We start from the raw sequence: 26667 nt of genomic DNA on the forward strand, positions 1-26667 counted from the left end.
CAGGGAAAAACTGCGTTCTCCTGCGCCGTTATCAGGAACAAAACCTACATTTCCCAAACGGATCGGCCTAATGCAAAGAGACCCGCTTCCCATAACCTGCGGTTAACACATGGTGTCTCTGCGAACACGACATGCGGGGCCGCAGAAAGGCTTTTAGCCCATTTCGGGGAGACAAATTTCCATCCTGTCCGATGGCCTTCAGAATGGATCAGGGAGTTTGGGTTCCTTCAGCTACAGAAGTACTGACCTTCTTCGGGTTCAGATCCTGCGCGTCAAAGCTGAAATCGGAGCCGATCACCTGCATTTTGATGCCCGTGACCTGACCCGAGACATTACGTTCGAACTGTACATAAGAGTCGTCTTCGGCATCCTGTCCCCGGTCATCCCAGCGGACAACAAACAGATCATGCGGCAGGGCGGAGAGCGTTCCGGTCAGGCCATCGGCGTGGCTGAAAGACATCCGCAGGTCTGTTCCCCGCCGGCTGATCGTGATCGGGCCGCGCCAGTCATCGCGATAGGTCCCGACATAATCCTGTTGTGCATCGTGTGAGAGCGTGATGAAGGGGCGTGTGGGGGAACCCGGGCCCGTTTCGGCGGCTTTTTTCGCGTTTGCGGCCTGTCTGGCGGTTTTTTCGTGCAGGAAATGCGTAACCCAGTCCGCACTTTTTCCGGTTGCGACATAGGAACTGAGTGTTGTTGCGATGGCGTATGTCGCGGCATGGTCATCGTGGTTGGTCAGAATGACAATGCCTGAGCGGCGTTCGGGCAGGAAGGTCACATAGCTGACCATGCCGTCGATGGTGCCGGTATGCCAGACACGCTTCAGGCCAAAGAAATCTTCCATGAACCAGCCGTACCCATAAGCGCGGAAATGCGTTTTTGTGGCGTCCGCCGTATCGGGCAGAGGCAGCAGTCCGTGCGGACCCCAGAGCGCATCGCGGCTGGCCTGGCTGAAGATCTGTCGGCCGTTCGGGGCGCGGCCGCCATTGAGATAGGTCTGGACCCAGCGCGCCATGCCATCGGCGCTGCACCAGATACTACCGGCGGGTGCGACCGCTGGCAGGCGGAGGGCGCTTTTGCCAGGCAGCACACTGCTTTCGCCTTCACCGGTGGCCACGTTCGTCTGGCCTTTGACCGGCGGTGTGCTCTGGCAGGCTGGCAGATCCGCGGCATTGATCAGGCGCTTCTGCACCACGTCTTCCCAGCTCTGCCCTGTTATGCGTTCGACCAGCGCGCCTGCGACGACATACAGAAGATTGTTATAGGCGTATTCGCTGCGAAACGGGGCTGTGAACGGCATGAACGGCAGCCCGGCCAGGACTTCCGGGCGGGTGAACGTGCTGTGTGAAAACAGCATCAGGTCCCCGGCACCCTGTCCCATGCCGCTGTGATGCGTCAGCAGATCCGAGACGCGGAAGTCCCGCGTGATGGACGGGTCGGCCACGCGGAACTCCGGCATGTGGTCGATGACGCGATCGTTCCAGCCCAGTTTGCCCTGATCGACCAGTTGCGCCAGTGCTGTGGTAGTGAATTCCTTGGTGTTGGAGCCGATTGCAAACAGCGTGCGGCCGTCAACCGGGGCGCTCGTCTTGTCCTGCGCGCGCCGCCCATAGTCACGGCTGAACACGACCTCGCCGTCCTGCACTACCGCGACCGCAATTCCCGGCACGTCGAAGGCCGAGCGTGCATGTTCCACTGTCGTGCCGATTTCCTGCTCGGTCAGTCCTGACGGAAGCGTCGCGGCTTGGGCGACGTATGATGTGGAAAGAAGGAGTGCTGCCGGGAGGGCGAGCATAAGTGACTGTCTGGGAAACTGGATCATGGACGGCTCTGAATACGAATTTCCGGCTCCGGATTATGGGAGGACCGTAAGGAAGACTGAGTCAGAGCACGAAACGTTCCGCCTGTCCTGTCTCAAGATGCAGGCTGTCCTTAACCTTGGATTAAGTCCCGGCCATTATTTTTTCAGGCTGAGCAGGTCCACGTCCAGTTCGCTGCGCAGCAGGGTAAGGATGCTCTGGGAGATATGAGACAAGGCATGATCGGCGCGGAACAGGACCGTACAGGTCACGCTCAGGGGGGGAGAAAGAGGGCGTGGGCGAGGCAGGCCCGGATGATGCAGGGCTGTGACAGCATCCACGATGGCACACCCGCCACCGAGACGTACGAGTTCGGCTGCCATGAAATGGGTCCGCACCCGCACATGCGCCTTGATGGGAATGCGGGCTTCTTCCATTACCATATCAAGCATGCGGGCCGTAGGATCGTTCTCACTGAGCCCGATATAGCGTTCAGGGTTGATTTCGGTGACACTGACCGGCCCTTCTCCTTCTTCCGCATCAATCATCATCAGCGGAATATCTGCGATATGCAGGGCCGTCAGTCCGTCATATGTGTAGTCGCCGAACACAATTCCGAGGTCGAGATCATGATTCATGATGCGTGACACGATTTCGGGTCCGTGCATGGCATCGATCGTCAGTTCCATGCCTGGATGATCGGCCCGATAGCGTTGCACGACACGGGGTACGAGGCTCAGCCCCAGACTCGGTACGCATCCGATACTGATCGAATGTCCGTCGCGGGCGTAACGCAGATTGTCGGTCAGGCGTTTGAGGTCGGACAGTTTCTCGAAGATCGCGTTGACATGGGGCAGCATGATGCGGGCCTCGCGGGTCGGCACCAGTCGTCCTCCCGCCCGTTCAAACAGCGCAAATCCCAGGGACTGCTCGGCATAGCGCAGAACCTTGCTTGCCGCCGGCTGCGAGACATGAAGCAGCTCGGCAGCGCGCCGGAGTGAACCCGCCGTCATAATCGCATAAAAAACTTCGATCTGGCGCAGGCGCATTGGAGTTCCTTGCTTTGAAAGATGGGTTTCTGAACTGTTCGCAGGTGAAGTGGGGGAATGAAATCCTTTTTGTCACCCTTTTGCAAAAGGTGATGCAAATAGCGAAGCCAGATCTGCTACCCGCAGAGCCTCATAACCTGAAGCTATGTTTCACGAGCTTTTTGAGAATTCCATTCCGGCTCGGATTTTCCGATGGTTGATATCCGTTCGGAATGAAACTTGTGGCTTCCCATGTTGCGACAGAATGAGGGGTTATCCTGATCGTATCAGGTCCACACAAGTGAAGTCATGCGGTTCCAGCCGCCCCCGCGTCTGTCTGCGGATCACTCTTTTTCCAAGCCGGAAGATTTTTACAATGCCTCTTCTTTCCCGTCGGCGTGCCATGACAAGGGGAGCATCCCTTTTAGGCCTCTCCAGTCTTTCCGGATGCGCGGGCGAAACCCTTCTTCAGCCTGATCTGGATGCGGATGTCCGTTCCCTGCCTGTCATCCGGGCGCGGACTGACAGAATTGACCGGATTACGGTCTGTCTGCGCCCTTTCCGGGCGGCGGGTCCCCGCCTGGATGTCGAGCAGGTGGAGCGTAAGACGGTTGTTCACAACTATGGACATGGGGGAAGTGGCTGGTCGCTGTCCTGGGGAAGCGCAAAGCTGGCTGTAGAACGGGCGTTGCCGGTCAGTTCCCGGAATATCGGTGTCATTGGATGTGGCGCGATTGGCCTGACAACGGCCATTGTCGCCCAGCAGGCCGGGGCGCAGGTTACGATCTATGCAGAGGCTCTTCCACCATTCGTCCGGTCTGCACGGGCGTCGGGAAGCTGGACACCATCTTCCCGTATCGCCCGTAAAGACGCCGTGACGCCGGAGTTTGCCACACGATGGGAGAGCATGGCCCGGTATTCGTTTTCCTGTTACCAGAATCTTCAGGGACTGCCCGGCCATCCCGTGGAATGGGATACGTTCTATGGCCTGCATTCCCGTGAACCGTCGGCTCCTCATACCGATCCCATCGGGTTCGCCAGCCTGGACGACCGTATTCAGGATATTGAACCTCAGGGGAATCTGATCCGGATAAACAACAGTCGGCTCCCGTACTCGGAAGTCCACAAGAAACCCAATCTGATTTTCAACGTCACCGGCTATGCGGATTATCTGCTGCGACAGTTTCTGGAGCGGGGCGGCAGGATCAAAATCCTGACCCTCCATCATCCCTCGGACCTGACGGCTCTGCCGGAGCCGGTTTTTATCAACTGCACCGGCTATGGCGCACGGGCTCTTTGGAGCGACAATACGATTGTTCCCATACGTGGGCAGATTGCATGGCTGATTCCCCAGCCCGAGGCGCTGTGCAGCATGAGTTTCGGGAATGTGTATGTCGTTTCACGAAGAGACGGCATTGTTATTCAATGGATGGGTACTGATATGGGGTTTGGCTATGACAATACAGATGAAAAGCCTGACCTGACAGAAGCCAGGCGCGGTGTTTCGATAATCAACGGATTATACAGAAACATGGGATATAATATTTAATCTGCTTTCTATCATATCCACGTCAGGAGAGGGGCCTGTCCTGACTGGAGGGAGGCAAAGGCCAACATTCGTCAATGGTTCTGCAGTTTTCCATCCGCCAGGAAGGATAAGAACAGCTTACGGTAGGATAGAAAAAAACATACATTCCGTTATCGTTCTGAAGTTCGTTAGATTTTCCCTCAAGGTGATCGGCTGAGTGCGGGAGGTCACCGGGAACATTCAGAACTTCCGGATGCCTGGATTGAGCGACAGGCACGCGGGAGACGAGCGGGAAGAATATCAGCCGATGAAAAAGGTCTCCATTCCTCTAAGTGCCCTTCTGCTCACCTGCGTGGCGAGCCAGCTGGTCTGTCTGCAGGCCTACGCGGCAGATCCCGCACCGGAAAAAGGCAGCGTCCCAGCCCGCAAGGCGGCAGGTATCCGTGCAGCGTCAAAACAGAAGGCGGCGTCGCTCCCCAAGGAAGACGAAACCGTCATCGTGACCGGAACGCGTGACCCGCACCAGACGGTCCGCAAAAGCGCCAGTCCGATCCAGGTCGTGACCTCTGCCGAAATTTCCCGCACGGGCCAGTCCGATCTCCGTGATGCCCTGACACAGCTGACACCCTCCCTGACGCGCGCGCCGCTTCTGATCGGCAATGCCAACATGGTGGATGTGCTGCGTCTGCGCGGGCTGTCCCCCAACCACACCCTGATCCTTGTCGACGGAAAACGCCGTCACGCGACCTCCGTGCTGTCCAACAATTCCGGGCCGCAGCAGGGATCGAACGGTGTTGATATCGACATGATCCCGATCTCCGCGATCGATCATGTGGAGATTCTTCAGGACGGTGCTGCTGCCCTTTACGGCTCCGATGCCGTGGCAGGCGTCATCAACATCATTCTCAAGCACCGCAAGTCCGGCATCACGATGCAGGCCACCAATGGCGGACGTTACGCTGGAGACGGTTTCCAGTCAGGTGAGTCCATCAATGCGGGCTTTGACCTGATGGGACGCGGCTTTTTCGATCTGAGCGCGGAGTACAAATACCAGGATCACACCATCCGCAATTCGGCCGACAGCCGGAACGGCAAGTATGACTTCAAGGATGAGGGCGATCCGCGTCAGCAGCGGGGCACCATTTCCTACAATATGCAGTATGACTTCCTGCCGGACCTGTCGCTGTATTCGTTTTCGACTTACGGCCATCGCTATGGCGAGAGCTATCAGGATGCGCGCGTCGCCTCTTCGGAATGGCCCATGTATCCCAACGGTTTCAGCCCGAAGGAGAGCGTTTCGGAAGACGATTACAGCGTCACCCTCGGCCTGAAGGGCGAGAAGTTCGGCTGGAACTGGGATCTCAGCACGACCTATGGCAGCGACCATACGTCGATGGATCTCTTCAATACCGTCAATCCGTCGCTTTATGCGGCAACGGGTGCCTCTCCGACGAGCTTCCACGAAATGGCGTTCACCAACACTCAGTGGACAAATGATTTCGGCATCCACCGCAGCTTTCACACGCCGATCTTCGCAGGCCCGATCAACCTCGCGATGGGCGCACAGTACCGCTACGACGAGTTCGACATCATGTCCGGTGACGCCAACTCGTATTACGGCACCGGCCCACAGGGTCTGCACGGTCTGAGTCCGCAGAACGCCAGTGAAAGCAACCGTGATGTCACGGCAGGTTATGTCGAACTCTCGATGCGCCCACTGAAGAACTGGCAGGTCGATTTCGCCGGGCGCTACGAGTACTATACAGATGCCGGAGACACGAAGACCGGCAAGGTCTCCACGCGCTACGATTTCAACAAGTATTTCGCCCTGCGCGGGACGATCTCAAACGGCTTCAGTGCTCCCTCCCTGCTTCAGGAACACTGGTCCAACCTGTCCGTCGCGCCGACCTATGCAACGGGTTATCTGCCGGTCAATTCCGCCGGTGCACGCCTGATCGGGGCCAAGCCGCTCCATCCGGAACACACGATGAGCTACAGCGCGGGCTTCACGCTGGACCCGCTGCCGCGCCTGCATATCAGTGTGGATGCGTATCAGATCACCATCAAGAACCGCATCCTGGCGGCAGGCGTCTATAACGGCGCGAATGCGATCGAAGCCCTTCGTCTCGATGGCTTTACGGTGCCGTCCACGCTCCAGTCCAACGCCGTCACCGCCTCCTATTACGCCAATGCGGCCGACACGCGGACGCGGGGCCTGGACGTAACCGCACGGTACGAAACCCGCTTCCGAGACTGGGGTAAGATCGACTGGGACGTGGCCCTGAACCTCAACGAGACCGATCTGACCCATACCGGCAAGGACGGGAACGGCAACAGTCTGCTGAACTCCCAGCAGGCCGCATACATCACGAGCTATACGCCCAAGAACAAGCTGATCTTTGGCGGCACCTGGCAGTATAAAAAGCTCGGTGTCTCGGTCCATGAAGTCCGCTACGGCCACGCGACCTCGTCCCTGACCTATTACGAAGGCCCGCTGGCCTATTCGAATACCGACTTCATGCGCTACGTGAACAAGGCCCGCTTCGAAACCAATCTGGCCGTGTCCTATCAGGTTCTGCCGCAGCTTGGGCTGACGCTCGGCGGAAACAATGTCGGCAACGCAAAGCAGCGCCGTATTCCCAAGGAATTCCGCTACCTTGGTGCGTTCCAGTATGACTATCAGATTGAACAGCTCGGCTATAACGGTGGATACTACTACCTGCAGGCCAATCTGAACTTCTAGGAAACGCGCTTCATGAGGGTGCCAGACACGGGAGAAAGCTCCTGACAGGGAAGGATCTCCCCCATCGTTCCGGAGCACTGCGCCTGATCGGACCTCTGATTGGAGCCAACGTTCTGGCGTGGCTTCTGGCAGTCCTGCTGTTCCATGGAAACGCCCTTCTTCTGGGCGCCGCCTCCCTGGCCTACGGGCTGGGCCTGCGTCACGCCCTGGATGCGGACCATATCGCCGTCATCGACAACGTCACCCGCGCCGCCCTGCGCAAGAACCGGCAGGCCCGTGCGGCCGGACTTTTCTTCTCGCTGGGTCACTCCACCATCGTCTGTCTGGCCACACTCGTGATCGTCCTCGCCGGACAGCATTACCGCACGCAGATCGACACTTTCGCGACCCAGGGCGGCCTGTTCGGAACATGGATCTCTGTCTTGTTCCTGCTTGTCATCGCCACCCTCAACGCCACGACCTTGCATGATCTGTGGCGCAGACGGCGCGGCGCAGAAACCACTTCCCCCGAAATGCCACCCCGCGGCCTCGCCCGCCTGCTCACCCCGGTCCTGCGTCAGGTCTCAGTCAGCTGGCACCTCTATCCAGTCGGGTTTCTCTTCGGCCTGGGCTTCGATACCGCTTCGGAAATCAGCCTTCTGGGCATTTCCATCGTTCAGAACCAGCACGGCCTGCTGATCTGGCAGATCATGATGTTCCCGCTGCTTTTCACCGCCGGAATGGCCCTGCTGGACACTGCCGACAGCGTCCTGATGCACGGCCTGTACCAAAGGGCAGGGCGCAGGATGAACTGGAATCTGGCCCTGACCACCATCTCCGTTATGCTGGCGCTCGTCATTGCGGGGATCGAACTGGTGAACCTTCTTGCGGACCATCTGCCGGGACTGGAAACGCTCACGTCTCTCGCCAGTCTGCTGTCCGATCATTTTGAACTGATCGGCGCCGCCGTCTTCTGCGCCTCCGTCCTCGGATGGTTCCTGCTGCGATCCTGCCGGGAGGAACCTGCATGAGTACCGCAGTTCTTCAGCGCGCCCGGGGCTGGTTCGGCCTGACGGCAAAACTCCGTGACGGGCAGACCGTCCGCGGCGATCTGGAGCAGGGCGGATGCTGCCGCCTCCTTTTCCCGCGCGTGGATGGCGCTTCTCTGGAAGCCGTCACCGTCAATATTTCCGGTGGCATCGCAGGTGGGGACCGGATTGAAGGCCGTATCGCCTGCGCTCCGGACACGGAACTTCTGGTCACATCGCAGGCCGCAGAACGCATCTACCGCGCCCGTGCCAGCGATACCTCGCCCGAAATCCTCACATCCTGCCACATCGCAGACGGAGCCCGGCTGGACTGGTTGCCCCACGGAACAATCTTCTTCGATGGCAGCCAGCTCCGCCGACACATGACGGTGGACATGGACGCCTCGTCCAGCTTTCTTTTTCTGGAAAGTCGGATGTTCGGCCGCACCGGATCCGGCGAAATCCTGCAAACACTGGCACTGCGGGACCGGCTGACAGTCCGGCGGGACGACCGCCTCATTCTGGAAGACCTCGTGCGGCTGGAAAGCCCCGACGTCTCCGCCCTGATGGCCCGCAAAGCCATGAGCGCGGACCAGTTCGCGGTCGCCACGCTGGTTCTGGTCTCACCGCTCGCGGAAACGTATCTCGACGCCGTGCGCGCCGTGCTGGACGCCATCGCGCCGCATGAGTTTGCAGCATCGGCGTGGAATGGCATGCTGGTCATCCGCGGGGTGGCATCGGGTGGCTGGCCGCTGGAAAAGACGATCAGACAGATCCTGCCGGTCCTGCGGGACGGGCGCCCCATGCCGGCCACATGGCGGTCATGACACAGAGTTCGGAACGGAGCAGGACATGAAGCTTACCCCACGGGAAAAGGACAAGCTGCTGGTGGCGATGGCGGCAAACGTCGCGCGCCGACGGCTGGAACGCGGTGTCGTGCTCAATTATCCGGAAGCCGTGGCCCTCATCACCGATCACGTCGTCGAAGGCGCACGGGACGGCAAAAGCGTGGCCGAACTCATGGCCAGCGGCGGCCGCGTTCTGACGCGCGACCAGGTCATGCAGGGCGTGGCTGAAATGATTCATGACGTGCAGGTGGAAGCGACTTTCCCCGATGGCACAAAGCTGGTGACCGTTCATGACCCGATACGCTGAATCCCTCACAGCCGGTGCCATTCCCGGCGAAATCCTGCCCGCCGAAGGCGAGATCGTCCTCAATGAAGGCCAGCCGCGCCGGACGCTTCTGGTGACGAATACCGGCGACCGTCCGGTGCAGGTCGGCAGCCATTATCATTTTGCCGAGGTTAATCCGGCCCTGAAATTCGACCGCTCGCAGGCCACAGGCTGGCGTCTGGACGTTGCGTCGGGCGGGGCCATCCGGTTTGAACCGGGGCAGGACCGCGAAGTTACGCTCGTCCCCCTGCGTGGCCTGCGGCGCGTCGTGGGCTTCCGGGGCGATGTCATGGGGAGTGTGGATCAGTGATGCGTCTTTCCAGACATGACTATGCCGGACAGTTCGGCCCCACGGTCGGCGACCGCCTGCGCCTCGCCGATACCGCGCTGCTCGTGGAAATCGAGCGTGATCACACGATTTATGGCGAGGAAGTCCGCTTCGGCGGCGGCAAGACCATCCGTGACGGCATGGGCCAGTCGCAGGTCACGCGGGCCGAAGGGGCAGCGGATACGGTCATCACCAATGCCGTAATTATCGATCACTGGGGGATCGTGAAGGCCGATGTCGCACTCCGCGACGGACGGATCGCTGCCATCGGCAAGGCGGGCAATCCCGACATCCAGCCGGGCGTGGACATCATCATCGGCCCGGGCACGGAAATCATCGCGGGCGAGGGCAAGATCCTGACCGCCGGCGGGATCGACAGCCACATCCATTTCATCTGCCCGCAGCAGATCGAGGAAGCGCTGGCATCGGGCATCACGACCATGCTCGGCGGCGGCACCGGCCCCGCCACCGGCACGGCCGCCACAACCTGCACACCCGGCCCATGGCATCTGGCGCGGATGCTTCAGGCAGCAGAGGCCTTCCCGGTCAATCTGGCGTTCGCGGGCAAGGGCAATGCCTCCCGCCCGGACGGGCTGGAGGAAATGGTGCGCGCCGGGGCCTGCTGCCTCAAACTGCATGAAGACTGGGGCTCAACCCCCGCCGCCATCGACTGCTGCCTGAGCGTTGCGGACCGCATGGACGTGCAGGTCATGATCCATACCGATACGCTGAATGAAAGCGGCTTCGTCGAAGATACGATCGCCGCCTTTCAGGGCCGCACGATCCACGCTTTTCATACGGAAGGCGCGGGCGGGGGCCATGCGCCGGACATCATCCGCGTGGCAGGCCTGCCCAACGTCCTGCCGTCCTCGACCAACCCCACACGCCCGTTCACCGTCAACACGCTGGACGAACATCTGGACATGCTGATGGTCTGCCATCATCTGGACCAGCGCGTGCCGGAAGACATCGCCTTCGCCGAAAGCCGCATCCGCCGCGAGACAATCGCCGCCGAAGACATTTTCCATGACATGGGCGTGCTCTCGATGATGTCTTCGGACAGTCAGGCCATGGGCCGCGTGGGCGAAGTTCCGCTGCGCACATGGCAGACGGCCCATAAAATGAAAATCCAGCGCGGCTCTCTGGCCGGGGATGGTGCGGCGGATAATGCCCGCGTGAAGCGCTATATCGCCAAATACACCATCAACCCCGCCATCTCGCATGGCCTGTCCCATGAAGTCGGATCCATCGCAGTCGGCAAGCTGGCGGATCTGGTGCTGTGGGAACCCGCTTTCTTCGGCGTCAAACCCGATCTGGTCATCAAGGGCGGGGCCATCGTCTATGCGATGATGGGCGATCCCAACGCCTCGATCCCCACGCCGCAGCCCGTGCATGGCCGCATGATGTTCGGCGGCTATGGCGGCGCGCTGACCCATACCAGCCTGACCTTCGTGTCACAGGCCGCGCTCGAAGACGATATCGGCAAAAAGCTGGGACTGCGCCGGCCGCTCTCGGCCGTCTCGAACGTGCGCGGCGGGATCGGCAAGCGCAGCATGATCCATAACGACGCCATGCCCCATATCGAAGTCGATCCCGAAACCTATGAAGTGCGGGCCGATGGCGTGCTCCTGACCTGTGAGCCCGCCGAAGTCCTGCCCATGGCCCAGAGGTATTTCCTGTTCTGATGACCCAAATCCTGGATATCCTTCCCGCCGGAAGCTGGCCCGAAACCGAGGCCAGCGGCACCTTCGCCGCCGATTACGAAGGGCGGCACCGTCGCCGGATGATGCTGACCCTGCAGAACGGTGAGAAAATCCGGCTGGAGCTGGAACATGCCCGCCTGCTTCAGGCCGGGGAGGGGCTGCGTCTGGAGGACGGCCGCATCATCCGCGTGGAAGCCCTGCCCGAAGAGCTGATGGAAGTCACGGCCCACAGCCCCCTGCAACTGCTTCAGCTCGCCTGGCATCTGGGCAACCGCCACCTGCCCGCCGCCATTGCGGAACACGCCATCCTCGTGCGCCGCGATCACGTCATCGCCGACATGATCCACGGTCTGGGCGGGCATGTGCGCATGGTGGAAGCACCGTTCGACCCGGAAAGCGGAGCCTATGCCTCCCGCGCGGGCGACCACGAGCCGCACCACCACGGGGACGGGCACCATCACCACACGCATGACTGAAACCCCGCTCCCGCAGACAGGGGCCGCCTTCCTGCGCCTCCTGTCATGGGTGTCGCCCGCTTTTCCAACGGGCGGATATGCCTACAGCCACGGTCTGGAATGGGCGGTGGAAAGCGGGGACGTCACGGATGTCGCAACGCTCTGCGACTGGATCGGCTGCCTGCTGGAACACGGCGCGCCGGGCAGCGACCTGATCGTCCTTCAGGAAGCATGGAAGACTGCGCACGACATGCCCCGTCTGCGCGAACTTGCGGAATTTGCCTGCGCCTGCGCCTCCTCGCGGGAGCGCTATGACGAAACAGTCTATCAGGGCGAAGCCTTCCTCAAGGCCGCGTCCGTCTGGCCGGTCACGCCCGATCCGTCCGAACTGCGCGGCACGCGCTGGCCGCTGCCGGTCGCGCAGGGACTGGTGTTCCGGCGCGGCGGTCTGGCGCTGGAACAGGCACTGCTCTCGGGCGGATACGCCATCATCGCCGCCCTCGTCTCCGCAGCCGTGCGCCTCGTGCCGCTCGGACAGACGGACGGCCTGCACGCTCTGGCCCGGCTGGAACCGCTTCTTTCGCGCGCCGTGACCGTTACGAAAAGCCGGACCCTGGACGATGTCGGGGGCGCCTGTTTCCGCTCCGACCTCGCGGCCATGCATCACGAAACCCAGACAACAAGGTTGTTCAGAACATGACAAAAGCAAAACACGGCCCGCTGCGGGTGGGGATCGGCGGCCCGGTCGGAACGGGCAAGACAGCCCTGATGGATGCCCTGTGCCGGACCTTCCGTGACGACTACAACATCGCTGCCATCACGAACGACATCTACACGCGCGAAGACGCCGAGTTCCTGACCCGCGCGGGTTCCCTCCCGCCGGAGCGGATCAAGGGGATCGAGACGGGCGGCTGCCCCCACACGGCCATCCGCGAAGACGCCAGCATCAATCTGGCGGGCATCGCCGAACTGACGGAGCGCTTCGAGGGCCTGGATCTGGTTCTGGTGGAAAGCGGCGGCGACAATCTGGCCGCGACCTTCAGCCCCGAACTGGCCGACCTGACGATCTATGTGATCGACGTCTCGGCCGGCGACAAGATCCCCCGCAAGGGCGGCCCCGGCATTACCCGGAGCGACCTGCTGGTCATCAACAAGATCGATCTTGCGCCTTATGTTGGTGCCGATCTGGGCGTGATGGACCGCGACAGCAAAAAGATGCGCGGCACACGACCCTTCGTCTTCGCCAATATCCGCGCGGGCGAAGGTGTGCCTGAAATCGCCCGCTTCATCGTCGAACAGGGCGGGCTCTAAGAACCTGTTCCGGCTGCCCCTGCGAGAAGGGGCAGCCGGAGTGGCGTTTCAGGCCTTGTCAGTGCCCTTGGAGCGCTGGAGCATCCCGAACAGATCGCGCGGATCATCCGGATCGGCGAGCATGTCCAGCTTCTCGTACAGGCCGGTTGCGTCCAGCTTGTCGCGCACATAGCGCAGCGCCGAGAAATCCTCGATCGCAAAGCCCACGGAATCAAACAGCGTGATCTGGCTGTCACTGGCGCGGCCCTTCGCCTCGCCGTTGATGACCTGCCACAGCTCCGTCACCGGATGGTCTTCCGGCAGCTGCTGGATCTCGCCTTCGATGCGCGTCTGCGGCGGATATTCCGCAAAGATGGAGGACCGCAGCAGGATATCGCGCTGAAGCTCCGTCTTGCCCGGGCAGTCCCCACCCACCGCGTTGATGTGAATGCCTGCGCCAACCATGTTGTCGGACAGGATCGTCGCGCACTGCTTGTCAGCCGTAACGGTCGTGATGATGTCCGCCCCGTCCACAGCCTCTTCACTGCTGTCGCAGATCGTGATGTCGAAGCCCTGTCCGCTCAGATTGCGGGCGCATTTCTCCGAAGCCGCCGGGTCCAGATCATACAGCCGCAGCGCCCGGATCCCGACGATCTCGCGGAAGGCCATGGCCTGGAACTCGGACTGTGCACCGTTGCCGATGATCGCCATCGTCTTCGAATTTGCCGGTGCCAGATACTTTGCCGCCATGGCCGACGTCGCCGCCGTGCGAAGGGCCGTCAGCAGCGTCATTTCGGACAGAAGCGTCGGATAGCCCGAAGCCACATCCGCCAGCATGCCGAACGCCGTAACCGTCTGAAGGCCTTCCTTCGTGTTCTTGGGATGGCCGTTGACGTATTTGAACCCATAGAGGCTGCTGTCGCTCGTCGGCATCAGCTCGATGACGCCTTCAGCCGAATGCGCGGCCACACGCGGCGTCTTGTCGAATTCCGGCCAGCGCTTGAAGTCGGCCTCAAGATACTCCGCAAGCTCGCGCAGGAAAGTTTCGATCCCGATGGTGTGGACCAGCGCCATCATGTTCTCGACCGAGACGAACGGCACGAAGGCGAGATGGGAAGGGGCAGGGGCGAAGGAAGTCATCTCAGTAGGTCCTTGTCTTGCGTTCGAGAACACGGCGGCCAAAGAGGCTGGCAGCCAGATCGGTCATGAGCAGGGCGGTCTTGGCGCGGACGTCGAGGAACGGATTGAGTTCCGCCAGATCCAGCGACGTCACAAGCCCGCCGTCATGAAGCATCTCCATGATGAGATGCGCCTCACGGAAGGTCGCGCCACCATTGACGGTCGTGCCCACGGCCGGTGCGATGTCCGGGTCGAGGAAGTCCACGTCCAGGCTGACATGTAGCCGGCCATTGGCTGCGCGAACGCGGTCCAGAAAGCTGTTCAGCGGTCCGACGATGCCCTGCTCGTCAATGGCGCGCATGTCGAAGACGGTGATGCCGATTTCCGCAACATGACGCTTCTCGGCCTGATCGACCGAGCGGATGCCCATCATGCACATATTGCGCGGATCGACGGGCGCGACAGGCGGCGGAAAGCCTTCGAACCCCGACTGCCCCGTGAAATAGGCGACCGGCGTGCCGTGCAGATTACCGCTCGTCGTCGTATGAAGCGTATGCAGGTCGGTATGGGCGTCCAGCCAGAGGACGAACTGGGGCTGCCCCAGATCCTGCGCATGACGCGCCACACCCGAAACCGTCCCGGCAGACATGGAGTGATCCCCGCCCAGGAAAATCGGGAAATCGCAGGCTTTCGCCATCTCATAGGCCCGCTCACCGACGCTTTTCGTCCAGGCGATGATGGCGTCCAGATTGCGCACGGCAGGGTTGGAATGGCTCACATCCGGCATCGCAGCCGGCACGGCGTCTCCCACATCCTCAACCTGCCATCCGAGTTCCTGCAGGATTTCGGGTAGTCCCGCGATGCGAAAGGCCGTCGGGCCCATGATGCAGCCTCTTTCGGAGGTTCCGCTCTGGGTGGGGACTCCCAGAATCTGGCACGTCTTCATCTCAACTCCTTTCCGATACTCTGCGCCGGGGCTTCAGCCCTGACGCGAAAAATGGCTGACAAACCTGTCGAAGCGCTCATCCATACCGCCTTTGAACAGATCCTGCGGGGCACCCTGAACGCGGACGGTTCCTTTTTCCAGAAACACGACCCGGCTTGAGACATCCCGCGCGAACGCCATTTCATGCGTGACAATCAGCATGGTCCTGCCTTCGGCCGCCAGCCCCTGCATGACTTTGAGCACTTCCCCGACCAGTTCCGGGTCCAGCGCGGAGGTCGGCTCGTCGAACAGCAGGACGCGTGGGCGCATGACGATGGCGCGGGCAATCGCGGCCCGCTGCTGCTGTCCGCCGGAGAGCTGGGACGGATAATAATCCGCCCGGTTCAGCAGACCGACACGGTCCAGCGCCTTCTCGGCTTCTTCACGCACCTCGTGGCGGTTGCGTCCCTGAACATGGACCGGGCCTTCCATGACGTTCTGTAAGACCGTCCGGTGGCTCCACAGGCAGAAGTTCTGGAACACCATGCCGACCTGCGACCGCAGGCGGTTGACCTGCCGCGCATCCGCAATCTGTCGCTCTGCGCCCTTCATCCGGAAGCGGACATCCTCGCCCAGCACGTTGAGCGTGCCGCCCGAAGGAACTTCCAGAAGGTTCAGACAGCGCAGGAACGTGGATTTTCCCGAGCCGGAAGCCCCCAGGATCGAAATCACCTCGCCTTCATGCGCGTCCAGATCAACGCCCCGCAGGACGTCCAGGGCGCCATAGCGTTTCGTCAGGCCGGTGGCGCTGATGACGGGGGAGGCGGACAGGGCCCCTGTGGCGGACTGGATCGGTTCCATGGAAACTCCGGAAAAGACGGGGGCGTCAGGGTCAGACCCGGCGACAGGGCGTGAGGCGGCGTTCAAGGAGATGGACCCCCGTGGCAATCACAAAGGTCAGCGCAAGATAGATCAGACCCGCGACCGTGAAGATTTCTTCCGAACGATAGGTCTTCGAGACCAGCCTGTAAGCCAGACCCGTAACATCCATCAGCGTGATCACACTCGCGAGCGACGTTGCTTTGAGCAGCAGGATGGCCTCGTTGCCGTAATTGGCCAGCCCGTATTGCAGAGCCTGCGGCCAGATGATCCGCCGGCGCAGCAGCAGCCCGGACATGCCCATCGCGCGCGCCGCCTCGATCTCCCGCGCGGGAACAGCCGCAATGGCGCCACGGATGATTTCCGCACCATAGGCCGAGGTGTTGAGCGAGAGCGCAAGAACGGCGCACCAGTACGCCTGCTGCAAAAACGGCCAGGCAAAGGATGCCCGCAGAAAATCGATCTGCCCGAAGCCGTAATAGACGATGAAAATCTGCACCAGCAGCGGCGTGCCCTGAAAGAGCATCACATACAGCGCAGCCAGCCAGCGTGCCGGAGCAAACCGGCTCCCGGCCAGGGCAGCGATCCCGACCGCCAGCACAAACCCCGCGCAAAGCGACGTTGCTGCCAGTCTGAGCGTTAGCGGCACGCCCGTGAGGAGCGTCTTTGCCGTTGCGAAAAGAAAAGGCCAGTCCATCCTATCGCCCCCAGCAGCGTGCAAGACGTTTCTCGACAGTCCGGATGCCCAGCGCCGTGATCTGCCCCATGACAAGATAGAGCAGCGCAGCCACACCGTAGAACAGCAGCGGCTGCCGTGTCGCACCCGACGCAATCGTGGACTGCCGCAGAAGCTCGACAAGCCCGATGATGGACAAAAGCGCCGTCTCCTTGAGAACGGACTGCCAGATATTGCCCAGCGCAGGCAGCGCAAACCGCAGGGTCTGGGGTGCTATGACACGCCACAGCAGGACAAACCTAGACATACCGCAGGCCTTGCCCGCCTCGATCTGCCCACGCTCCAGCCGCAGATAAGCACTGCGATAGGCCTCGGTTTGATAGGCCCCCGAAACCAGCCCGATGGCCACGACACCGATAATGAAGGAGGGGAGGGAGAAGAACCCCGGAAACCCCGCCAGATGCATCAGTCGCGTCAGGGCAAGCGAGCCCCCGAAATAGAACAGATAGACGACGAGGATCTCCGGAATCCCCCGGAAAACCGTCGTGTAAAAAGTGCCAATCCCCCGCAGGCTCCGCGACGACGCCAGCTTGAGCGCCGCCCCTGCCGCTCCCAGCAGACTGCCCAGCGCAAAGCTGCACACCGCCGCCACGAGCGTCAGCCCGGCCGCCAGCAGCAGGAGCTTCCCCCAGCCTTCCGGGCCAAACCCGATGAGCGTGAAGGCCGGTGTGCTCACGCGGCGTCTCCCGCGTCAAAGCGCCTGCCGCTGAACGGCGCAAGCAACGGATCGACCGTCCCGCTGACCAGAGAGCGCCCAACAACATCGCCCACCGCCGGCGAAAGCTGGAACCCATGCCCGCAGAACCCGAAGACATGCCACAGATCCGGCGTGCCTTCGCCCGGTCCGATCACGGGAATCCCGTCCGGCGTCGCACCTTCAAGCCCGGTCCAGGTCCGCAGGACAGGCACATGCGCCAGAGCGGGGAACGCCTCAAGCGTGGCGGCCGCGCCCTCGGGCATCCGGTCCATGACGGTAAAGGATGTGTCATGATCCGCGTAGGGCTTCCCAAGAATGCCCCCGCCGATTACCAGCGATCCAACAGCGCTCTGCTTGAAGGACAGCGGTCGGTCGATCCCGATGACAACGGGCTCAAGGAACGGCTGCGTCCGCGCCGTGACCATCATGGAGGGGGCGACCACCTTCAGCGGCAGCGTCTGCCCCGCCATGGCCGCCACCTGCGCCCCCCAGGCCCCGGCACAGTTGACCAGCACGCCCGCTTCATACTGCCCCGACGCCGCCGCAACGGACCATCCGCCGCCCGGCAGACGCTCCAGCCCCAGAACGCGGCAGTTCTCGACGATCTTTGCGCCCGCCGCCATGGCTGCCTGCCTGAAAGCCCGGGTCGACGCGGCCGGATTGGCATGTCCGTCCCCGCGCGAAACAAGCCCGCCCAGAGCCTGATCCGTCAGACCGGGCAGCATCTTCCGGACTTCCGTGGCGGAGAGAAGCTCTTCCGCCCCCAGTCCCCGCCGTTCCATCTCCTGCACACGGCCCAGCGTCCAGGACATTTCCGCCTCATCGAGCGCCACCGCGATCTGCCCGACGCCGAGCCGAACCTCACAGCTTTCCGCAGCCCCCGCACCAACAAGCCGGTCGAGATGCCGCCAGTGTTCCATCGCCAGTTCGGACAGCGGATATTCCCGCCAGTCCCGCATCAGCGTGCGCAGGCCCCCGGCATTGACGCTGGAGGCATGACGCCCGGCGACATTCTTGTCGAGCAGCGTGACACGCCAGCCCGCACGCGCCAGGAACAGGGCGATCGAACAGCCCTGAAGTCCGGCACCGATGATCAGGGCGGTTTCATTCTGCCGGGGCATCGACCGTATCCTCTGATGCATTTTCGGGCTTGTCTTCAAGTGTCAGCCGGATGGTGGCCCGGGGATCAAGACCTGACAGCGTCGCCACCGCCCCAAGCGGGATCGGCCGGATCGGCGGCCGTCCCCGGAATGTCGGCGGACAACCCGCAGCACGCGTCTCATTCTGAAGCAGACGTGCCGCCGTCACCATGCAGCTCCGGCCCTGACACGGCCCCATGCCGCAGCGTGTTTCGCCGCGCAGTGCATCCATGTTCCGAAAGCCCGAGCGGATCTTCTCCCGCAGTTCCCCGGCCGTCAGCTCCTCGCAGCGGCAGACGATCGTGTCATCATCCGGCAGTGCCTGCGCTAAGCCGGGCGGAAACGCCGCATCCAGAAACGGACGCACGGAAAGCGCCTTGCCAACCGCCCGCAGAGCGTCTGCCGATGGTCCCGCACCGTGATCCAGCGCTGCCAGAATGGCCTGCGCGGCCACTCTGCCATGCGCCATGGCGGCATCCGCGCCCCCGATCCTGCGGGCATCGCCCGTAACGCGCAGCACGCACGGCCCTGCGGACATTTCCGGCGGAAGGGTGGATGCGCCCAGCCCGTCCGGCGTCGTCGCCGGACGCCAGCTTGCGTTGGGCCCGTCCCATTGCAGACGCAGCCCCGCCGCATTGGGGATATCGATCGCAGGCACGATCCCGTCATGGACGATCAGCAGATCACAGGGCAGCGTCTGCCGTTTGCCCCCAACCGTAAAGCTCACGCTCTCGACGTTCTGCGTCCCATGCGCGGCCAGGTTCTCAAGCCCCGTCACGGATTTCACACCCGCCAGCTTCAGACGCCCCAGCCAGCCCAACCCCTTCACAAGCGGCACAAGCCCGCCCGGGCGCAGATGCCGCGCAGCCCGCACACTATCGGAAAGCCGGTCGGTCCGGCCCACCAGCGCCGGTTTGACGCCAAGCTGGTGCAACTGGTTGGCCAGCAGCAGCAGCAGCGGACCCGTCCCCGCCAGAACGATCCTGCCCGAAGGCTTCAGATGCCCGGCCTTGAGCAGCGTCTGCACCGCACCGGCCGTCATGACGCCGGGCAGCGTCCAGCCCGGGAACGGCACAGGCCGCTCCATCGCCCCATGCGCGAGCAGAACCTGTCGCCCCCGCACATAGCCGGCGTTCATGCCCTGCAGCCAGCCCACGGTTCCATCAGGCCGCACTTCCCACACGGTGGTCTGCGGCCGGTAATCAATTCCGGGACAGGCCCCCGAAAATGCCCGGAAACGCCGGATCAGATCCGCACCCGCCCGATAGGCAGGCCCCAGCGCGGCCAGAAGGCTCTGGCCTGCGGGGCTCGTGTCGCACAGATTGGCTTCAAGGCTCCGGAAAATCTGGCCGCCGGGCGCAGGCTGCATGTCCAGCACGATGACGGAGCGACCCGCCTCCGCCAGCGTCACCGCAGCCGCCATTCCGGCCGGCCCGCAACCGACGATGATGACATCCGCATCAGGGAGAGGCGCGTTGATGCTCATGGGACGGACGGCTCCAGCGCCGGTGGTGCCCCGTCCTGCCGGCGCACTTTCATGCCGTCGCGCACCAGCGTCAGGCAGGCCTGCCGGTTCCCGATGCCGTCGATTTCGACGAGACATTCAAAGCAGTGCCCGATCATGCAGTAGGGCAGGCGTGGCGCGCCGGAAACCGGTGTCAGGCGGTTATACGGCACCCCGGCCCGCAGCAGACAGGCCGCAACGGTCTCACCCGCACGGGCTCTGACCGGCTGCCCGTCAACAGACAGGGTGACCGCATCGGTGAGGGGGGCGAGGTCTGAAAACATCTTCGGTCCCGGTTGAAGGCCAGGGGAATGGGCAAAGGCGGGGCGCGTTACGGACTCATTCATGGATCGAGATATCCGTGCCGAACCATTTTTCTGACAGCTTCTGATTGGTGCCGTCGCGGTTGACGGATGTCAGAGCCGCGTCAAAGGCATTGCGCAGCGCATCATCATCCGGGCGGAACGCGATATTGGTCGTGTTCGACCCCAGCACCCCGCCCGAGAAGGTTGGCCCCGTCATGACGAGCGCCCCTTTGGGGGCCGCCTCCATCATCGTCCCGAAGGTGGTGACATTGGCGATGGCAATATCAATGCGCCCGGCAATCAATTCCAGTCCAAGCTGGTCCACAGAGGGATATTCCATGATCTCCAGGCCCTGAAGATAGGCATCGGCAAACCCCGCCGCCGTCGATCCGGTCTGCACCCCGATGACCTTCCCGGCCAGGGCGGTCTTCAGCTCGGCAAGGGCCGCCTGCGCCTCCTGCGGCCCGCGCGTCAGATCAAAGGGCACACCCGTATGGGCCAGACGGGTCAGGGATCCTGTGCCCGATGTCAGAAAACCGTTCGGCGCCCGGGTATAGGGATGCGAGAACGAGACAACTTTGCGCCGCTCGTCCGTAACGCCCATGGACGCAATGATGGCATCGTACTGCCCCACGCGAAGTCCGGGGATAAGCCCGTTCCAGTCCTGCGTGACAACCCTGCAGGTCGCATGCATCCGCTCGCAGAGCACTTTTACGAGGTCCATTTCATACCCGGCATAGGACCCGTCCGGTTTGGCAAAGGCCCAGGGCGGATACGTGCCTTCCGCACCGATGGTAATGTGGTGGGGAAAGTCTTCTGCAACGGCAGACGCCTTAAACGTCCCGAACAGGCACGCCCCAGACAGGACCGGAAGAAGCAGACATGTCGCACGAACAGCCATTCATGAAGTTCCCGCCAGGGTGTGAGGGAAAGGATCACTCACCTGCTTTATGGCCTTGAGTTCGATATCGGAATATATTTCTTCTTGGCAGAAAGCGTAAGCTGAGCTTACGCTTTAGGGATGCAGCCCCACCGTATTCCGTCCCTGAACTGGCTTCGCGTCTTCGATGCCGCCGCACGGCACCAGAGTTTTGCCTCCGCTGGACGCGAGCTGAACATGTCCGCCGCCGCTGTCAGTCAGCAGATCCTTGCGCTGGAAACCTATCTCAAGAAACCCCTGTTCCTCCGAAGCGCCAACAAGGTCCGCCTCACGCTGGAAGGGAACGAGTTCCTGCCGACCATTCAGGTCTCCCTCCGCGCCATCGAGGCTAAATCCGCCTCCCTGTTCCCCAGACGGGACGTGGAACGTGTCTCTCTCGTCGCCAGCCAGCTGATGGCCATGAGCTGGCTGCCCCGTCGCCTGTCGGCTTTTGAAAAAAAGCATCCCTCGGTGCGTGTGGATCTCATCACGGAAGACTCCCAGCGCAACGGAGAGCCGGACCTCGCAATCCGTTTTGATTACGTCATGACAACGCGGGAGCATCCGGGCTGGCTGATGGGGATCAGCCATGTCGTGGTCGGACAGCCGCAGGATGTGGAACGCATCACCACGGCAGAAGCCGTCATGGACTACAAGCTGCTTGATGTCCGCTCGCATGCCGTGGGCTGGAATACGCTACTGTCGCGCTATTCCGGTATTTCTGGTGACTCCGCACTGATGGTTGAGTCTGTAGATACGACGCCCCTGGCTCTCATGATGGTCAAGGAAAGCGCGGCTCTGGCTCTTGTTCCGTGGCCAGCGGCCCAGAATCTCGTTGAAGCATTGGGGCTTGCTGTCTGTAACACTCTTCCCGCTATTCCAGGTCTTGGAAACTATTATATCGAACAGTTTTCAGGTCACGGTATTCGCCCTGTCATCCGGACATTGTTCAACGAACTGCGCAGGAATTAGGTGTTTTAATTCTGTTCGCAGATAGCATGCTATTTTGCCTGGTATGGGACCCAGATGCGCAAGAAGACGATTGGACATCTGTCGCAGCGTCTGGCGACACGTCATTTTTTTGATGGAAAGGTGTCCATTCTTCGGGAAAAGTGGTCGAAGACCATACCGTTCGCCGTCTCGTCTCACGACCCGTTTTGAGATGCGATGATGAGAGTCGTTCTGGAGCCCTGCTGTTGCCGGTGGTGCGGATGCGAAGGAAAAGTATCCCGTTTCTTTACGCGGGCTTGGAATGCGTAGGGGGCCGCATCCATCGTCATGCGTCAGACCGAACTCAGCATCAGGCTGGTTTCTGAATTGAGGACGCCGTCGGTCATGCGGACTTCCCGAAGGACACGGTCAAAGTTCTGAAGGGTATCGGTGCGGATTTCTGCGATGAGATCCCAGGCGCCGTTTGTGGTGTGCAGTCTGTAGAGTTCAGAAATGGCGCGCAGGGAGCGGATTACGGATGTCGTTGATTTCCCGGCGACTTCGATCAGCATGATGGCCCGGATATCGTCGTGATGTTCCCGTGCCCGGACGGTGAAGCCGAGGATGGCGCCGCTTTGCAGCAGCCGGTCCAGCCGTGCCTGCACGGTGGCGCGCGATATGCCGATGATGGAGGCCAGTTTCGCAACGGGTGCGCGTCCGTCTTCACGCAGGATGGCAATCAGGCTGCGATCGATGTCGTCAAAAATGTGCATGATGCGTTCTGCCATGAATGGATCAGCAATATGGATAATATTACCATATATTATGGACAGAGCGCACATTCATCCTGACAGATCGTCGGGGCACGATCCTCCTGTGGCAGAGAGCAGGAGGCATTATGGTTCAGTATGTTGGCGTTGAAAATCTTGTCCGGCTGGTGCGCGCAGTCGGGCTGGAAACATTTCTGACGGAATTGGCTGGATATGTTGAGGAAGACTTCCGCCGCTGGCCGGAATTCGACAAGACGCCCCGTGTGGCCAGTCATTCTTCCAATGGTGTGATTGAACTGATGCCAACGGCGGATGATGTGCTTTACAGCTTCAAATATGTCAATGGTCATCCCTGCAATACCCGTGAAGGACTGCAGACCGTGACGGCATTCGGAGTTCTCGCGGATGTGAAGTCCGGCTATCCGCTCATGCTGTCCGAAATGACGCTCCTGACGGCTCTTCGGACGGCTGCCACCTCCGCAGTTGCAGCGCGATATCTGGCGCGTCGGGACAGTCGGGTTCTGGCGATCATTGGGCTTGGGGCGCAGTCGGAATTCCAGGCAACGGCTTTTGGGGCGCTGCTGGGGATCACGCGGGTGCAGGTCTATGATGTTGATCCTGTCGCAACCGAAAAATTCTGTGAGAACATGCGGGGGCGTGGTCTGGAGATCGCAGTGGCACGCAGCAGCCAGGATGCCGTGACGGGGGCAGACATCATCACGACAATTACGGCTGACAAGCTGAAAGCCATGATCCTGTCCGACAACATGATCGGGGCGGGTGTGCATATCAATGCCGTTGGCGGGGACTGTCCGGGCAAGACGGAGTTGCAGGCGACGATCCTGAACCGGGGCCGGGTTTTCGTGGAATATCCGGAACAGACCCGTATTGAAGGGGAGATCCAGCAGATGCCGGACGATTTTCCGGTGACGGAGCTGTGGCAGGTTATTGCCGGTGAAGCCCAGGGCCGTCGTTCCGAAGTGGAGATCACGATCTTTGATTCCGTAGGGTTTGCGACGGAAGATTTTTCTGCTCTGCGCTACCTCAGAGACAGGGTCCATGGGACCGCTTTCTATACGGATATTGATCTTGTGGCCGAGCCGGAAGATCCGCGGAATCTTTTTGGTCTTCTCAACCAGAACTGAGTGCACTCAGTTTTTACGGGAGCGCTTCCATGATGTCTTTCTCGGTTCAGGCTCCGGGAGCCGTGGTCATGATCCGTCCGCATCATTTCCATCCCAATCCGGAGACGGAACGGGATAATGTCTTTCAGACCCGGGACGGGACGCGGACAACTGTCGAGATCGCGGCGCAGGCCCATGCCGAAGTGACGCGGGCGGCTGAAACGCTCGAACAGGTGGGCGTGAAAGTGCATCTATTCGAGGACAAGACCAGGGAGACGCCGGATTCCGTGTTTCCCAACAACTGGTTTTCTACGCATGCAGGGGGGCATGTCGCGATTTATCCGATGTTTTCTCCCAACCGGCGCAGGGAGCGTCGGGGGGATATCATCGAGATGCTCAAGCACCGGTATCGCGTGCAGGATGTCATTGATTATTCAGGGCTGGAGCAGGATGGGCTGTCGCTGGAAGGGACGGGGGCGATGGTGCTCGACCATATCAGCCGGATTGCCTATGCGGCCAAGTCCAACCGGACCAATGAAGTTGCGATGGAGCGTTTCTGCACACATTTCAATTTTGAACCGATTGTGTTCGATGCGGCGGATGAGGCGGGGCGGCTTATCTATCATACGAATGTCCTGATGTGTGTCGGGACCAGTTTTGCGATGATCGGGCTGGAAACGATCGGCAATATGCGGCGTCGGCAGGAAGTGCGGGATCGTCTGGCGGAGAATGGTCGTGACATTGTTGAGCTGACCTTTGGGCAGATCAATGATTTTGCCGGGAATGCGCTGGAGCTGTCCGGGGCGCAGGGGCGTGTTCTGGCGCTGTCAGGCCGCGCGCTCAGGGCCCTGCGGCCGGATCAGGTCCGGGTGATCGAGCGTTCTGCGACGCTTCTGCCGCTGGATGTGCCAACGATTGAGCTGGCTGGCGGCTCCGTTCGCTGCATGATGGCAGGCATTCATCTGACGCCTCGCCTTGCCCGCAGGGGCTGAAACCGGGCGTATCAGGCCGGGGTACCGGCTGTTTTTTCCTGAAAGGACAACAGGTCGGCGTGCAATGTGGGCCAGTGACGGTCGCCTGAATTGATGTTCACTTCACGGTCGAGCGTCAGGCGTGTGCCGGAGAACCGAAGGGTTATCGTGTCGCGGAATGCCGTTTCCGGAAAATGCCAGACAAGTTCAAGGCAATCTGTGGAGAGCCAGCGTGCTCCGGCGACGACCGGGGTGTCGCGCAGGAGATAGCCGTGATGCAGGGAGGCACCCGGCATCGTGGAAATACCGTGGATCCAGTCTGTGAGACCACATTGGATGCTGTGTGCGCCAGTGGAGTCCACAAGGGTGAAACGGATCATTTCCGGCGTGGTGTCGAGCACGATCCCGCTGATATCCAGGGGGTTGTCGTGCATGTGCCACCGTGTTTCGCCCTTCTGGGAAGGGAAGTTTTCGCACGGCGCGATCGGGGGTGGTTTTTTCCAGGAAAGAAGCCGGTTCCGCAATGCGACGTCTTCGGACGCCTTGCCGCCTGCGATGAGAGCATGCGGGAAATATTGCCTGATATGCGGCAGGATCGCGGCGCTGTTTTCCATGGCGCCCTGGAGGACCAGTACGCTTTCCTGCTCTGGGAAAACAAGGACTGCCTGAACGAAGACGCCAAGGGCGGCGTAGTAACCGTCTCCGACAACCCAGTGATAACCGTAGGTTGGCGTGCCCTGTGGCTGTGTGGCTGCCGTGACCCATGAGGCCGGCAGGAGTGTGCGGCCGTTCCATCGTCCGTTCTGGAGATGCAGGATACCGAGGCGGAGCATGTCTTCGGTCGTCAGGCTCAGGCCGTTGCCCCCGGGATTGATGCCATCAGGGCCGATATCCCAGTGTTCTCCATGAATTCCGAGCGGAAGGAAAAGGCGGGGCCGCAGATAAGCGTGGAGTGTCTCGCCGGTTACTCTCGTGACAATGGCTGAAAGCATATAGCTCGCGGCGCTGGAATACACGTAAGTCGTTCCGGGATCGTTCACAACGGGGATACGAAAGAATTCGTCGGTCCAACTGGTTCTGATGCCACGCCAGATGGAGCCGGACACTTCCGAAGCGTGTCCTGTCCGCATTTCCAGAAGATGTTTGACGGTGATTTTTGCCGTTCGTTCACCTGAGGTCGCCTTTGCTTCGGGGAAGAAGCTGGTGATCCGGTCGTCCAGCGACAGGCGGCCTTCGTTTACAAGGAGGCCGATCGCGCAGGCCGTCACGCTTTTGGTGACGGAATGGGTCATGCGTCGGGACTGTGGCTGGTAGGGCCATCGCCAGCCTTCCGCGACAACGGCGTCCTTTCGCCATAGCATCATGGCATGGAGTTCGAGGCCGGCTGCTTCGATGCTGTCGAGCCACGCGGAAATCGCGCCGGCATCGACATGTCTTTCAGAAGGCGTCGCCCGGGGAAGCGCAGAGGCCGATACGGCATACGGGTGAGGTGTGTGAGAACTCTTATTCAACAGCCTACAACCCACAAAATCTGGAAAACCGTCTGCCGCCTGGACATGTTTGCCTGTTACGCGCGAAAGTGCGACAAGTCAATG

27 protein-coding genes are annotated in these 26667 nt (G+C 61.3%); 13 read left to right on the forward strand and 14 right to left on the reverse strand.

Translation table 11 applies throughout. The annotated features are described in order from the left end of the window. Positions 1–208: 208 nt before the first annotated feature. Both HKD31_RS02360 and HKD31_RS02365 read right to left on the reverse strand, forming a co-directional pair. A complete protein-coding gene (locus HKD31_RS02360) occupies positions 209–1822 on the reverse strand; it encodes a serine hydrolase (RefSeq protein WP_194263749.1) in 1614 nt (537 codons plus the stop codon). Between the two features lie 135 nt (positions 1823–1957). After that, a complete protein-coding gene (locus HKD31_RS02365) occupies positions 1958–2848 on the reverse strand; it encodes a LysR family transcriptional regulator (RefSeq protein ID WP_194263748.1) in 891 nt (296 codons plus the stop codon). A 355-nt stretch (positions 2849–3203) separates the two neighbouring features. Between HKD31_RS02365 and HKD31_RS02370 the strand changes: the two genes are divergently transcribed. Continuing rightward, a complete protein-coding gene (locus HKD31_RS02370) occupies positions 3204–4376 on the forward strand; it encodes an FAD-dependent oxidoreductase (RefSeq protein ID WP_194263747.1) in 1173 nt (390 codons plus the stop codon). 241 nt (positions 4377–4617) lie between these two features. Further along, entirely contained in the window at positions 4618–7098 is a 2481-nt protein-coding gene (locus HKD31_RS02375; RefSeq protein ID WP_228120121.1) for a TonB-dependent receptor plug domain-containing protein, read from the forward strand. On the opposite strand, the gene HKD31_RS16225 is transcribed toward HKD31_RS02375, so the two are convergent. Further along, positions 7095–7406: a hypothetical protein gene (locus tag HKD31_RS16225; RefSeq protein WP_255520111.1), complete on the reverse strand. Its 312-nt coding sequence runs from the start codon at positions 7404–7406 to the stop codon at positions 7095–7097. The two genes, HKD31_RS02375 and HKD31_RS16225, sit on opposite strands and share 4 nt — an antisense overlap. Here HKD31_RS16225 and HKD31_RS02380 point away from each other — a divergent pair. Genes HKD31_RS02380 through ureG form a run of 8 tightly spaced genes read left to right on the forward strand, consistent with a single transcriptional unit; the run spans position 7320 to position 13075 of the window. After that, entirely contained in the window at positions 7320–8108 is a 789-nt protein-coding gene (locus tag HKD31_RS02380) for a HoxN/HupN/NixA family nickel/cobalt transporter (protein WP_338085527.1), read from the forward strand. The two genes, HKD31_RS16225 and HKD31_RS02380, sit on opposite strands and share 87 nt — an antisense overlap. Beyond that, positions 8105–8932, forward strand: a complete 828-nt coding sequence (locus HKD31_RS02385; protein WP_194263746.1) for an urease accessory protein UreD — start codon at positions 8105–8107, stop codon at positions 8930–8932. Before HKD31_RS02380 ends, HKD31_RS02385 begins: the two co-directional genes overlap by 4 nt. A 25-nt stretch (positions 8933–8957) precedes the next feature. Further along, on the forward strand, positions 8958–9260 hold the full coding sequence (locus tag HKD31_RS02390) for an urease subunit gamma (protein WP_041111843.1): 303 nt from the start codon (positions 8958–8960) through the stop codon (positions 9258–9260). Then, complete coding sequence (locus tag HKD31_RS02395; RefSeq protein WP_228120122.1) at positions 9244–9588, forward strand: urease subunit beta; 345 nt, start codon at positions 9244–9246, stop codon at positions 9586–9588. Before HKD31_RS02390 ends, HKD31_RS02395 begins: the two co-directional genes overlap by 17 nt. Further along, positions 9585–11291: an urease subunit alpha gene (gene ureC / locus HKD31_RS02400; protein WP_194263745.1), complete on the forward strand. Its 1707-nt coding sequence runs from the start codon at positions 9585–9587 to the stop codon at positions 11289–11291. The genes HKD31_RS02395 and ureC overlap by 4 nt, the downstream gene beginning before the upstream one ends. After that, complete coding sequence (locus HKD31_RS02405; protein ID WP_194263744.1) at positions 11291–11785, forward strand: urease accessory protein UreE; 495 nt, start codon at positions 11291–11293, stop codon at positions 11783–11785. Before ureC ends, HKD31_RS02405 begins: the two co-directional genes overlap by 1 nt. Continuing rightward, the gene (locus tag HKD31_RS02410) at positions 11778–12464 is read left to right on the forward strand and encodes an urease accessory protein UreF (protein ID WP_194264080.1); all 687 of its coding nucleotides are present in this window, start codon (positions 11778–11780) and stop codon (positions 12462–12464) included. The genes HKD31_RS02405 and HKD31_RS02410 overlap by 8 nt, the downstream gene beginning before the upstream one ends. Further along, positions 12461–13075: an urease accessory protein UreG gene (ureG, locus tag HKD31_RS02415; protein WP_077803555.1), complete on the forward strand. Its 615-nt coding sequence runs from the start codon at positions 12461–12463 to the stop codon at positions 13073–13075. Before HKD31_RS02410 ends, ureG begins: the two co-directional genes overlap by 4 nt. 48 nt (positions 13076–13123) lie before the next feature. Here the strand turns inward: ureG and HKD31_RS02420 are convergent, their stop codons facing one another. From HKD31_RS02420 to HKD31_RS02460, 9 genes are read right to left on the reverse strand one after another with little or no spacing between them, the layout of a single operon-like run. Beyond that, entirely contained in the window at positions 13124–14194 is a 1071-nt protein-coding gene (locus HKD31_RS02420) for an ornithine cyclodeaminase (RefSeq protein ID WP_194263743.1), read from the reverse strand. Position 14195: 1 nt separating this feature from the next. Beyond that, positions 14196–15119 (reverse strand): arginase, encoded by a 924-nt coding sequence (rocF, locus tag HKD31_RS02425; protein WP_194263742.1) that lies wholly within the window; start codon positions 15117–15119, stop codon positions 14196–14198. A gap of 33 nt (positions 15120–15152) precedes the next feature. Further along, positions 15153–15959 carry an ATP-binding cassette domain-containing protein gene (locus tag HKD31_RS02430; protein ID WP_194263741.1) on the reverse strand — a complete coding sequence of 269 codons (807 nt, stop codon included), beginning with the start codon at positions 15957–15959 and terminating at the stop codon, positions 15153–15155. Positions 15960–15990: 31 nt separating this feature from the next. Continuing rightward, the gene (locus tag HKD31_RS02435; protein ID WP_194263740.1) at positions 15991–16674 is read right to left on the reverse strand and encodes an ABC transporter permease; all 684 of its coding nucleotides are present in this window, start codon (positions 16672–16674) and stop codon (positions 15991–15993) included. Position 16675: 1 nt separating this feature from the next. Further along, positions 16676–17389 carry an ABC transporter permease subunit gene (locus HKD31_RS02440; RefSeq protein WP_194263739.1) on the reverse strand — a complete coding sequence of 238 codons (714 nt, stop codon included), beginning with the start codon at positions 17387–17389 and terminating at the stop codon, positions 16676–16678. Then, positions 17386–18531 carry an NAD(P)/FAD-dependent oxidoreductase gene (locus HKD31_RS02445; protein WP_194263738.1) on the reverse strand — a complete coding sequence of 382 codons (1146 nt, stop codon included), beginning with the start codon at positions 18529–18531 and terminating at the stop codon, positions 17386–17388. Before HKD31_RS02445 ends, HKD31_RS02440 begins: the two co-directional genes overlap by 4 nt. Continuing rightward, positions 18515–20035 (reverse strand): FAD/NAD(P)-dependent oxidoreductase, encoded by a 1521-nt coding sequence (locus HKD31_RS02450; RefSeq protein WP_194263737.1) that lies wholly within the window; start codon positions 20033–20035, stop codon positions 18515–18517. The genes HKD31_RS02445 and HKD31_RS02450 overlap by 17 nt, the downstream gene beginning before the upstream one ends. Beyond that, the gene (locus tag HKD31_RS02455) at positions 20032–20400 is read right to left on the reverse strand and encodes a (2Fe-2S)-binding protein (RefSeq protein ID WP_370543880.1); all 369 of its coding nucleotides are present in this window, start codon (positions 20398–20400) and stop codon (positions 20032–20034) included. The genes HKD31_RS02450 and HKD31_RS02455 overlap by 4 nt, the downstream gene beginning before the upstream one ends. Then, positions 20393–21259 (reverse strand): transporter substrate-binding domain-containing protein, encoded by an 867-nt coding sequence (locus HKD31_RS02460; RefSeq protein ID WP_194263736.1) that lies wholly within the window; start codon positions 21257–21259, stop codon positions 20393–20395. Before HKD31_RS02460 ends, HKD31_RS02455 begins: the two co-directional genes overlap by 8 nt. A 120-nt stretch (positions 21260–21379) precedes the next feature. Between HKD31_RS02460 and HKD31_RS02465 the strand changes: the two genes are divergently transcribed. Then, the gene (locus HKD31_RS02465; RefSeq protein WP_194263735.1) at positions 21380–22249 is read left to right on the forward strand and encodes a LysR family transcriptional regulator; all 870 of its coding nucleotides are present in this window, start codon (positions 21380–21382) and stop codon (positions 22247–22249) included. 311 nt (positions 22250–22560) lie between these two features. Here the strand turns inward: HKD31_RS02465 and HKD31_RS02470 are convergent, their stop codons facing one another. After that, a complete protein-coding gene (locus HKD31_RS02470; RefSeq protein WP_228120123.1) occupies positions 22561–22995 on the reverse strand; it encodes an Lrp/AsnC family transcriptional regulator in 435 nt (144 codons plus the stop codon). 110 nt (positions 22996–23105) lie between these two features. Here HKD31_RS02470 and HKD31_RS02475 point away from each other — a divergent pair, with 110 nt between their 5' ends. Together HKD31_RS02475 and ctlX are read left to right on the forward strand one after the other, a co-directional pair. Beyond that, positions 23106–24122 (forward strand): ornithine cyclodeaminase, encoded by a 1017-nt coding sequence (locus HKD31_RS02475; RefSeq protein WP_194263734.1) that lies wholly within the window; start codon positions 23106–23108, stop codon positions 24120–24122. A gap of 29 nt (positions 24123–24151) precedes the next feature. Then, positions 24152–25093: a citrulline utilization hydrolase CtlX gene (gene ctlX, locus HKD31_RS02480; protein WP_194263733.1), complete on the forward strand. Its 942-nt coding sequence runs from the start codon at positions 24152–24154 to the stop codon at positions 25091–25093. Between the two features lie 11 nt (positions 25094–25104). On the opposite strand, the gene HKD31_RS02485 is transcribed toward ctlX, so the two are convergent. After that, positions 25105–26583, reverse strand: a complete 1479-nt coding sequence (locus HKD31_RS02485) for a serine hydrolase domain-containing protein (protein ID WP_194263732.1) — start codon at positions 26581–26583, stop codon at positions 25105–25107. Between the last annotated feature and the right edge of the window lie 84 nt (positions 26584–26667).

Origin of the sequence: Gluconobacter potus (assembly GCF_015244705.1) — a bacterium.
Taxonomy (GTDB): domain Bacteria; phylum Pseudomonadota; class Alphaproteobacteria; order Acetobacterales; family Acetobacteraceae; genus Gluconobacter; species Gluconobacter potus.

Bases quoted from the DNA above. Each gene is read 5' to 3' on its own strand.
- HKD31_RS02360 (WP_194263749.1), bottom strand. From the start codon at position 1,822: ATGATCCAGTTTCCCAGACAGTCACTTATGCTCGCCCTCCCGGCAGCA.
- HKD31_RS02365 (WP_194263748.1), bottom strand. From the start codon at position 2,848: ATGCGCCTGCGCCAGATCGAAGTTTTTTATGCGATTATGACGGCGGGT.
- HKD31_RS02370 (WP_194263747.1), top strand. From the start codon at position 3,204: ATGCCTCTTCTTTCCCGTCGGCGTGCCATGACAAGGGGAGCATCCCTT.
- HKD31_RS02385 (WP_194263746.1), top strand. From the start codon at position 8,105: ATGAGTACCGCAGTTCTTCAGCGCGCCCGGGGCTGGTTCGGCCTGACG.
- HKD31_RS02390 (WP_041111843.1), top strand. From the start codon at position 8,958: ATGAAGCTTACCCCACGGGAAAAGGACAAGCTGCTGGTGGCGATGGCG.
- HKD31_RS02395 (WP_228120122.1), top strand. From the start codon at position 9,244: ATGACCCGATACGCTGAATCCCTCACAGCCGGTGCCATTCCCGGCGAA.
- HKD31_RS02405 (WP_194263744.1), top strand. From the start codon at position 11,291: ATGACCCAAATCCTGGATATCCTTCCCGCCGGAAGCTGGCCCGAAACC.
- HKD31_RS02410 (WP_194264080.1), top strand. From the start codon at position 11,778: ATGACTGAAACCCCGCTCCCGCAGACAGGGGCCGCCTTCCTGCGCCTC.
- ureG (WP_077803555.1), top strand. From the start codon at position 12,461: ATGACAAAAGCAAAACACGGCCCGCTGCGGGTGGGGATCGGCGGCCCG.
- HKD31_RS02420 (WP_194263743.1), bottom strand. From the start codon at position 14,194: ATGACTTCCTTCGCCCCTGCCCCTTCCCATCTCGCCTTCGTGCCGTTC.
- rocF (WP_194263742.1), bottom strand. From the start codon at position 15,119: ATGAAGACGTGCCAGATTCTGGGAGTCCCCACCCAGAGCGGAACCTCC.
- HKD31_RS02430 (WP_194263741.1), bottom strand. From the start codon at position 15,959: ATGGAACCGATCCAGTCCGCCACAGGGGCCCTGTCCGCCTCCCCCGTC.
- HKD31_RS02435 (WP_194263740.1), bottom strand. From the start codon at position 16,674: ATGGACTGGCCTTTTCTTTTCGCAACGGCAAAGACGCTCCTCACGGGC.
- HKD31_RS02445 (WP_194263738.1), bottom strand. From the start codon at position 18,531: ATGCCCCGGCAGAATGAAACCGCCCTGATCATCGGTGCCGGACTTCAG.
- HKD31_RS02450 (WP_194263737.1), bottom strand. From the start codon at position 20,035: ATGAGCATCAACGCGCCTCTCCCTGATGCGGATGTCATCATCGTCGGT.
- HKD31_RS02455 (WP_370543880.1), bottom strand. From the start codon at position 20,400: ATGAATGAGTCCGTAACGCGCCCCGCCTTTGCCCATTCCCCTGGCCTT.
- HKD31_RS02460 (WP_194263736.1), bottom strand. From the start codon at position 21,259: ATGGCTGTTCGTGCGACATGTCTGCTTCTTCCGGTCCTGTCTGGGGCG.
- HKD31_RS02465 (WP_194263735.1), top strand. From the start codon at position 21,380: ATGCAGCCCCACCGTATTCCGTCCCTGAACTGGCTTCGCGTCTTCGAT.
- HKD31_RS02470 (WP_228120123.1), bottom strand. From the start codon at position 22,995: ATGGCAGAACGCATCATGCACATTTTTGACGACATCGATCGCAGCCTG.
- HKD31_RS02475 (WP_194263734.1), top strand. From the start codon at position 23,106: ATGGTTCAGTATGTTGGCGTTGAAAATCTTGTCCGGCTGGTGCGCGCA.
- ctlX (WP_194263733.1), top strand. From the start codon at position 24,152: ATGATGTCTTTCTCGGTTCAGGCTCCGGGAGCCGTGGTCATGATCCGT.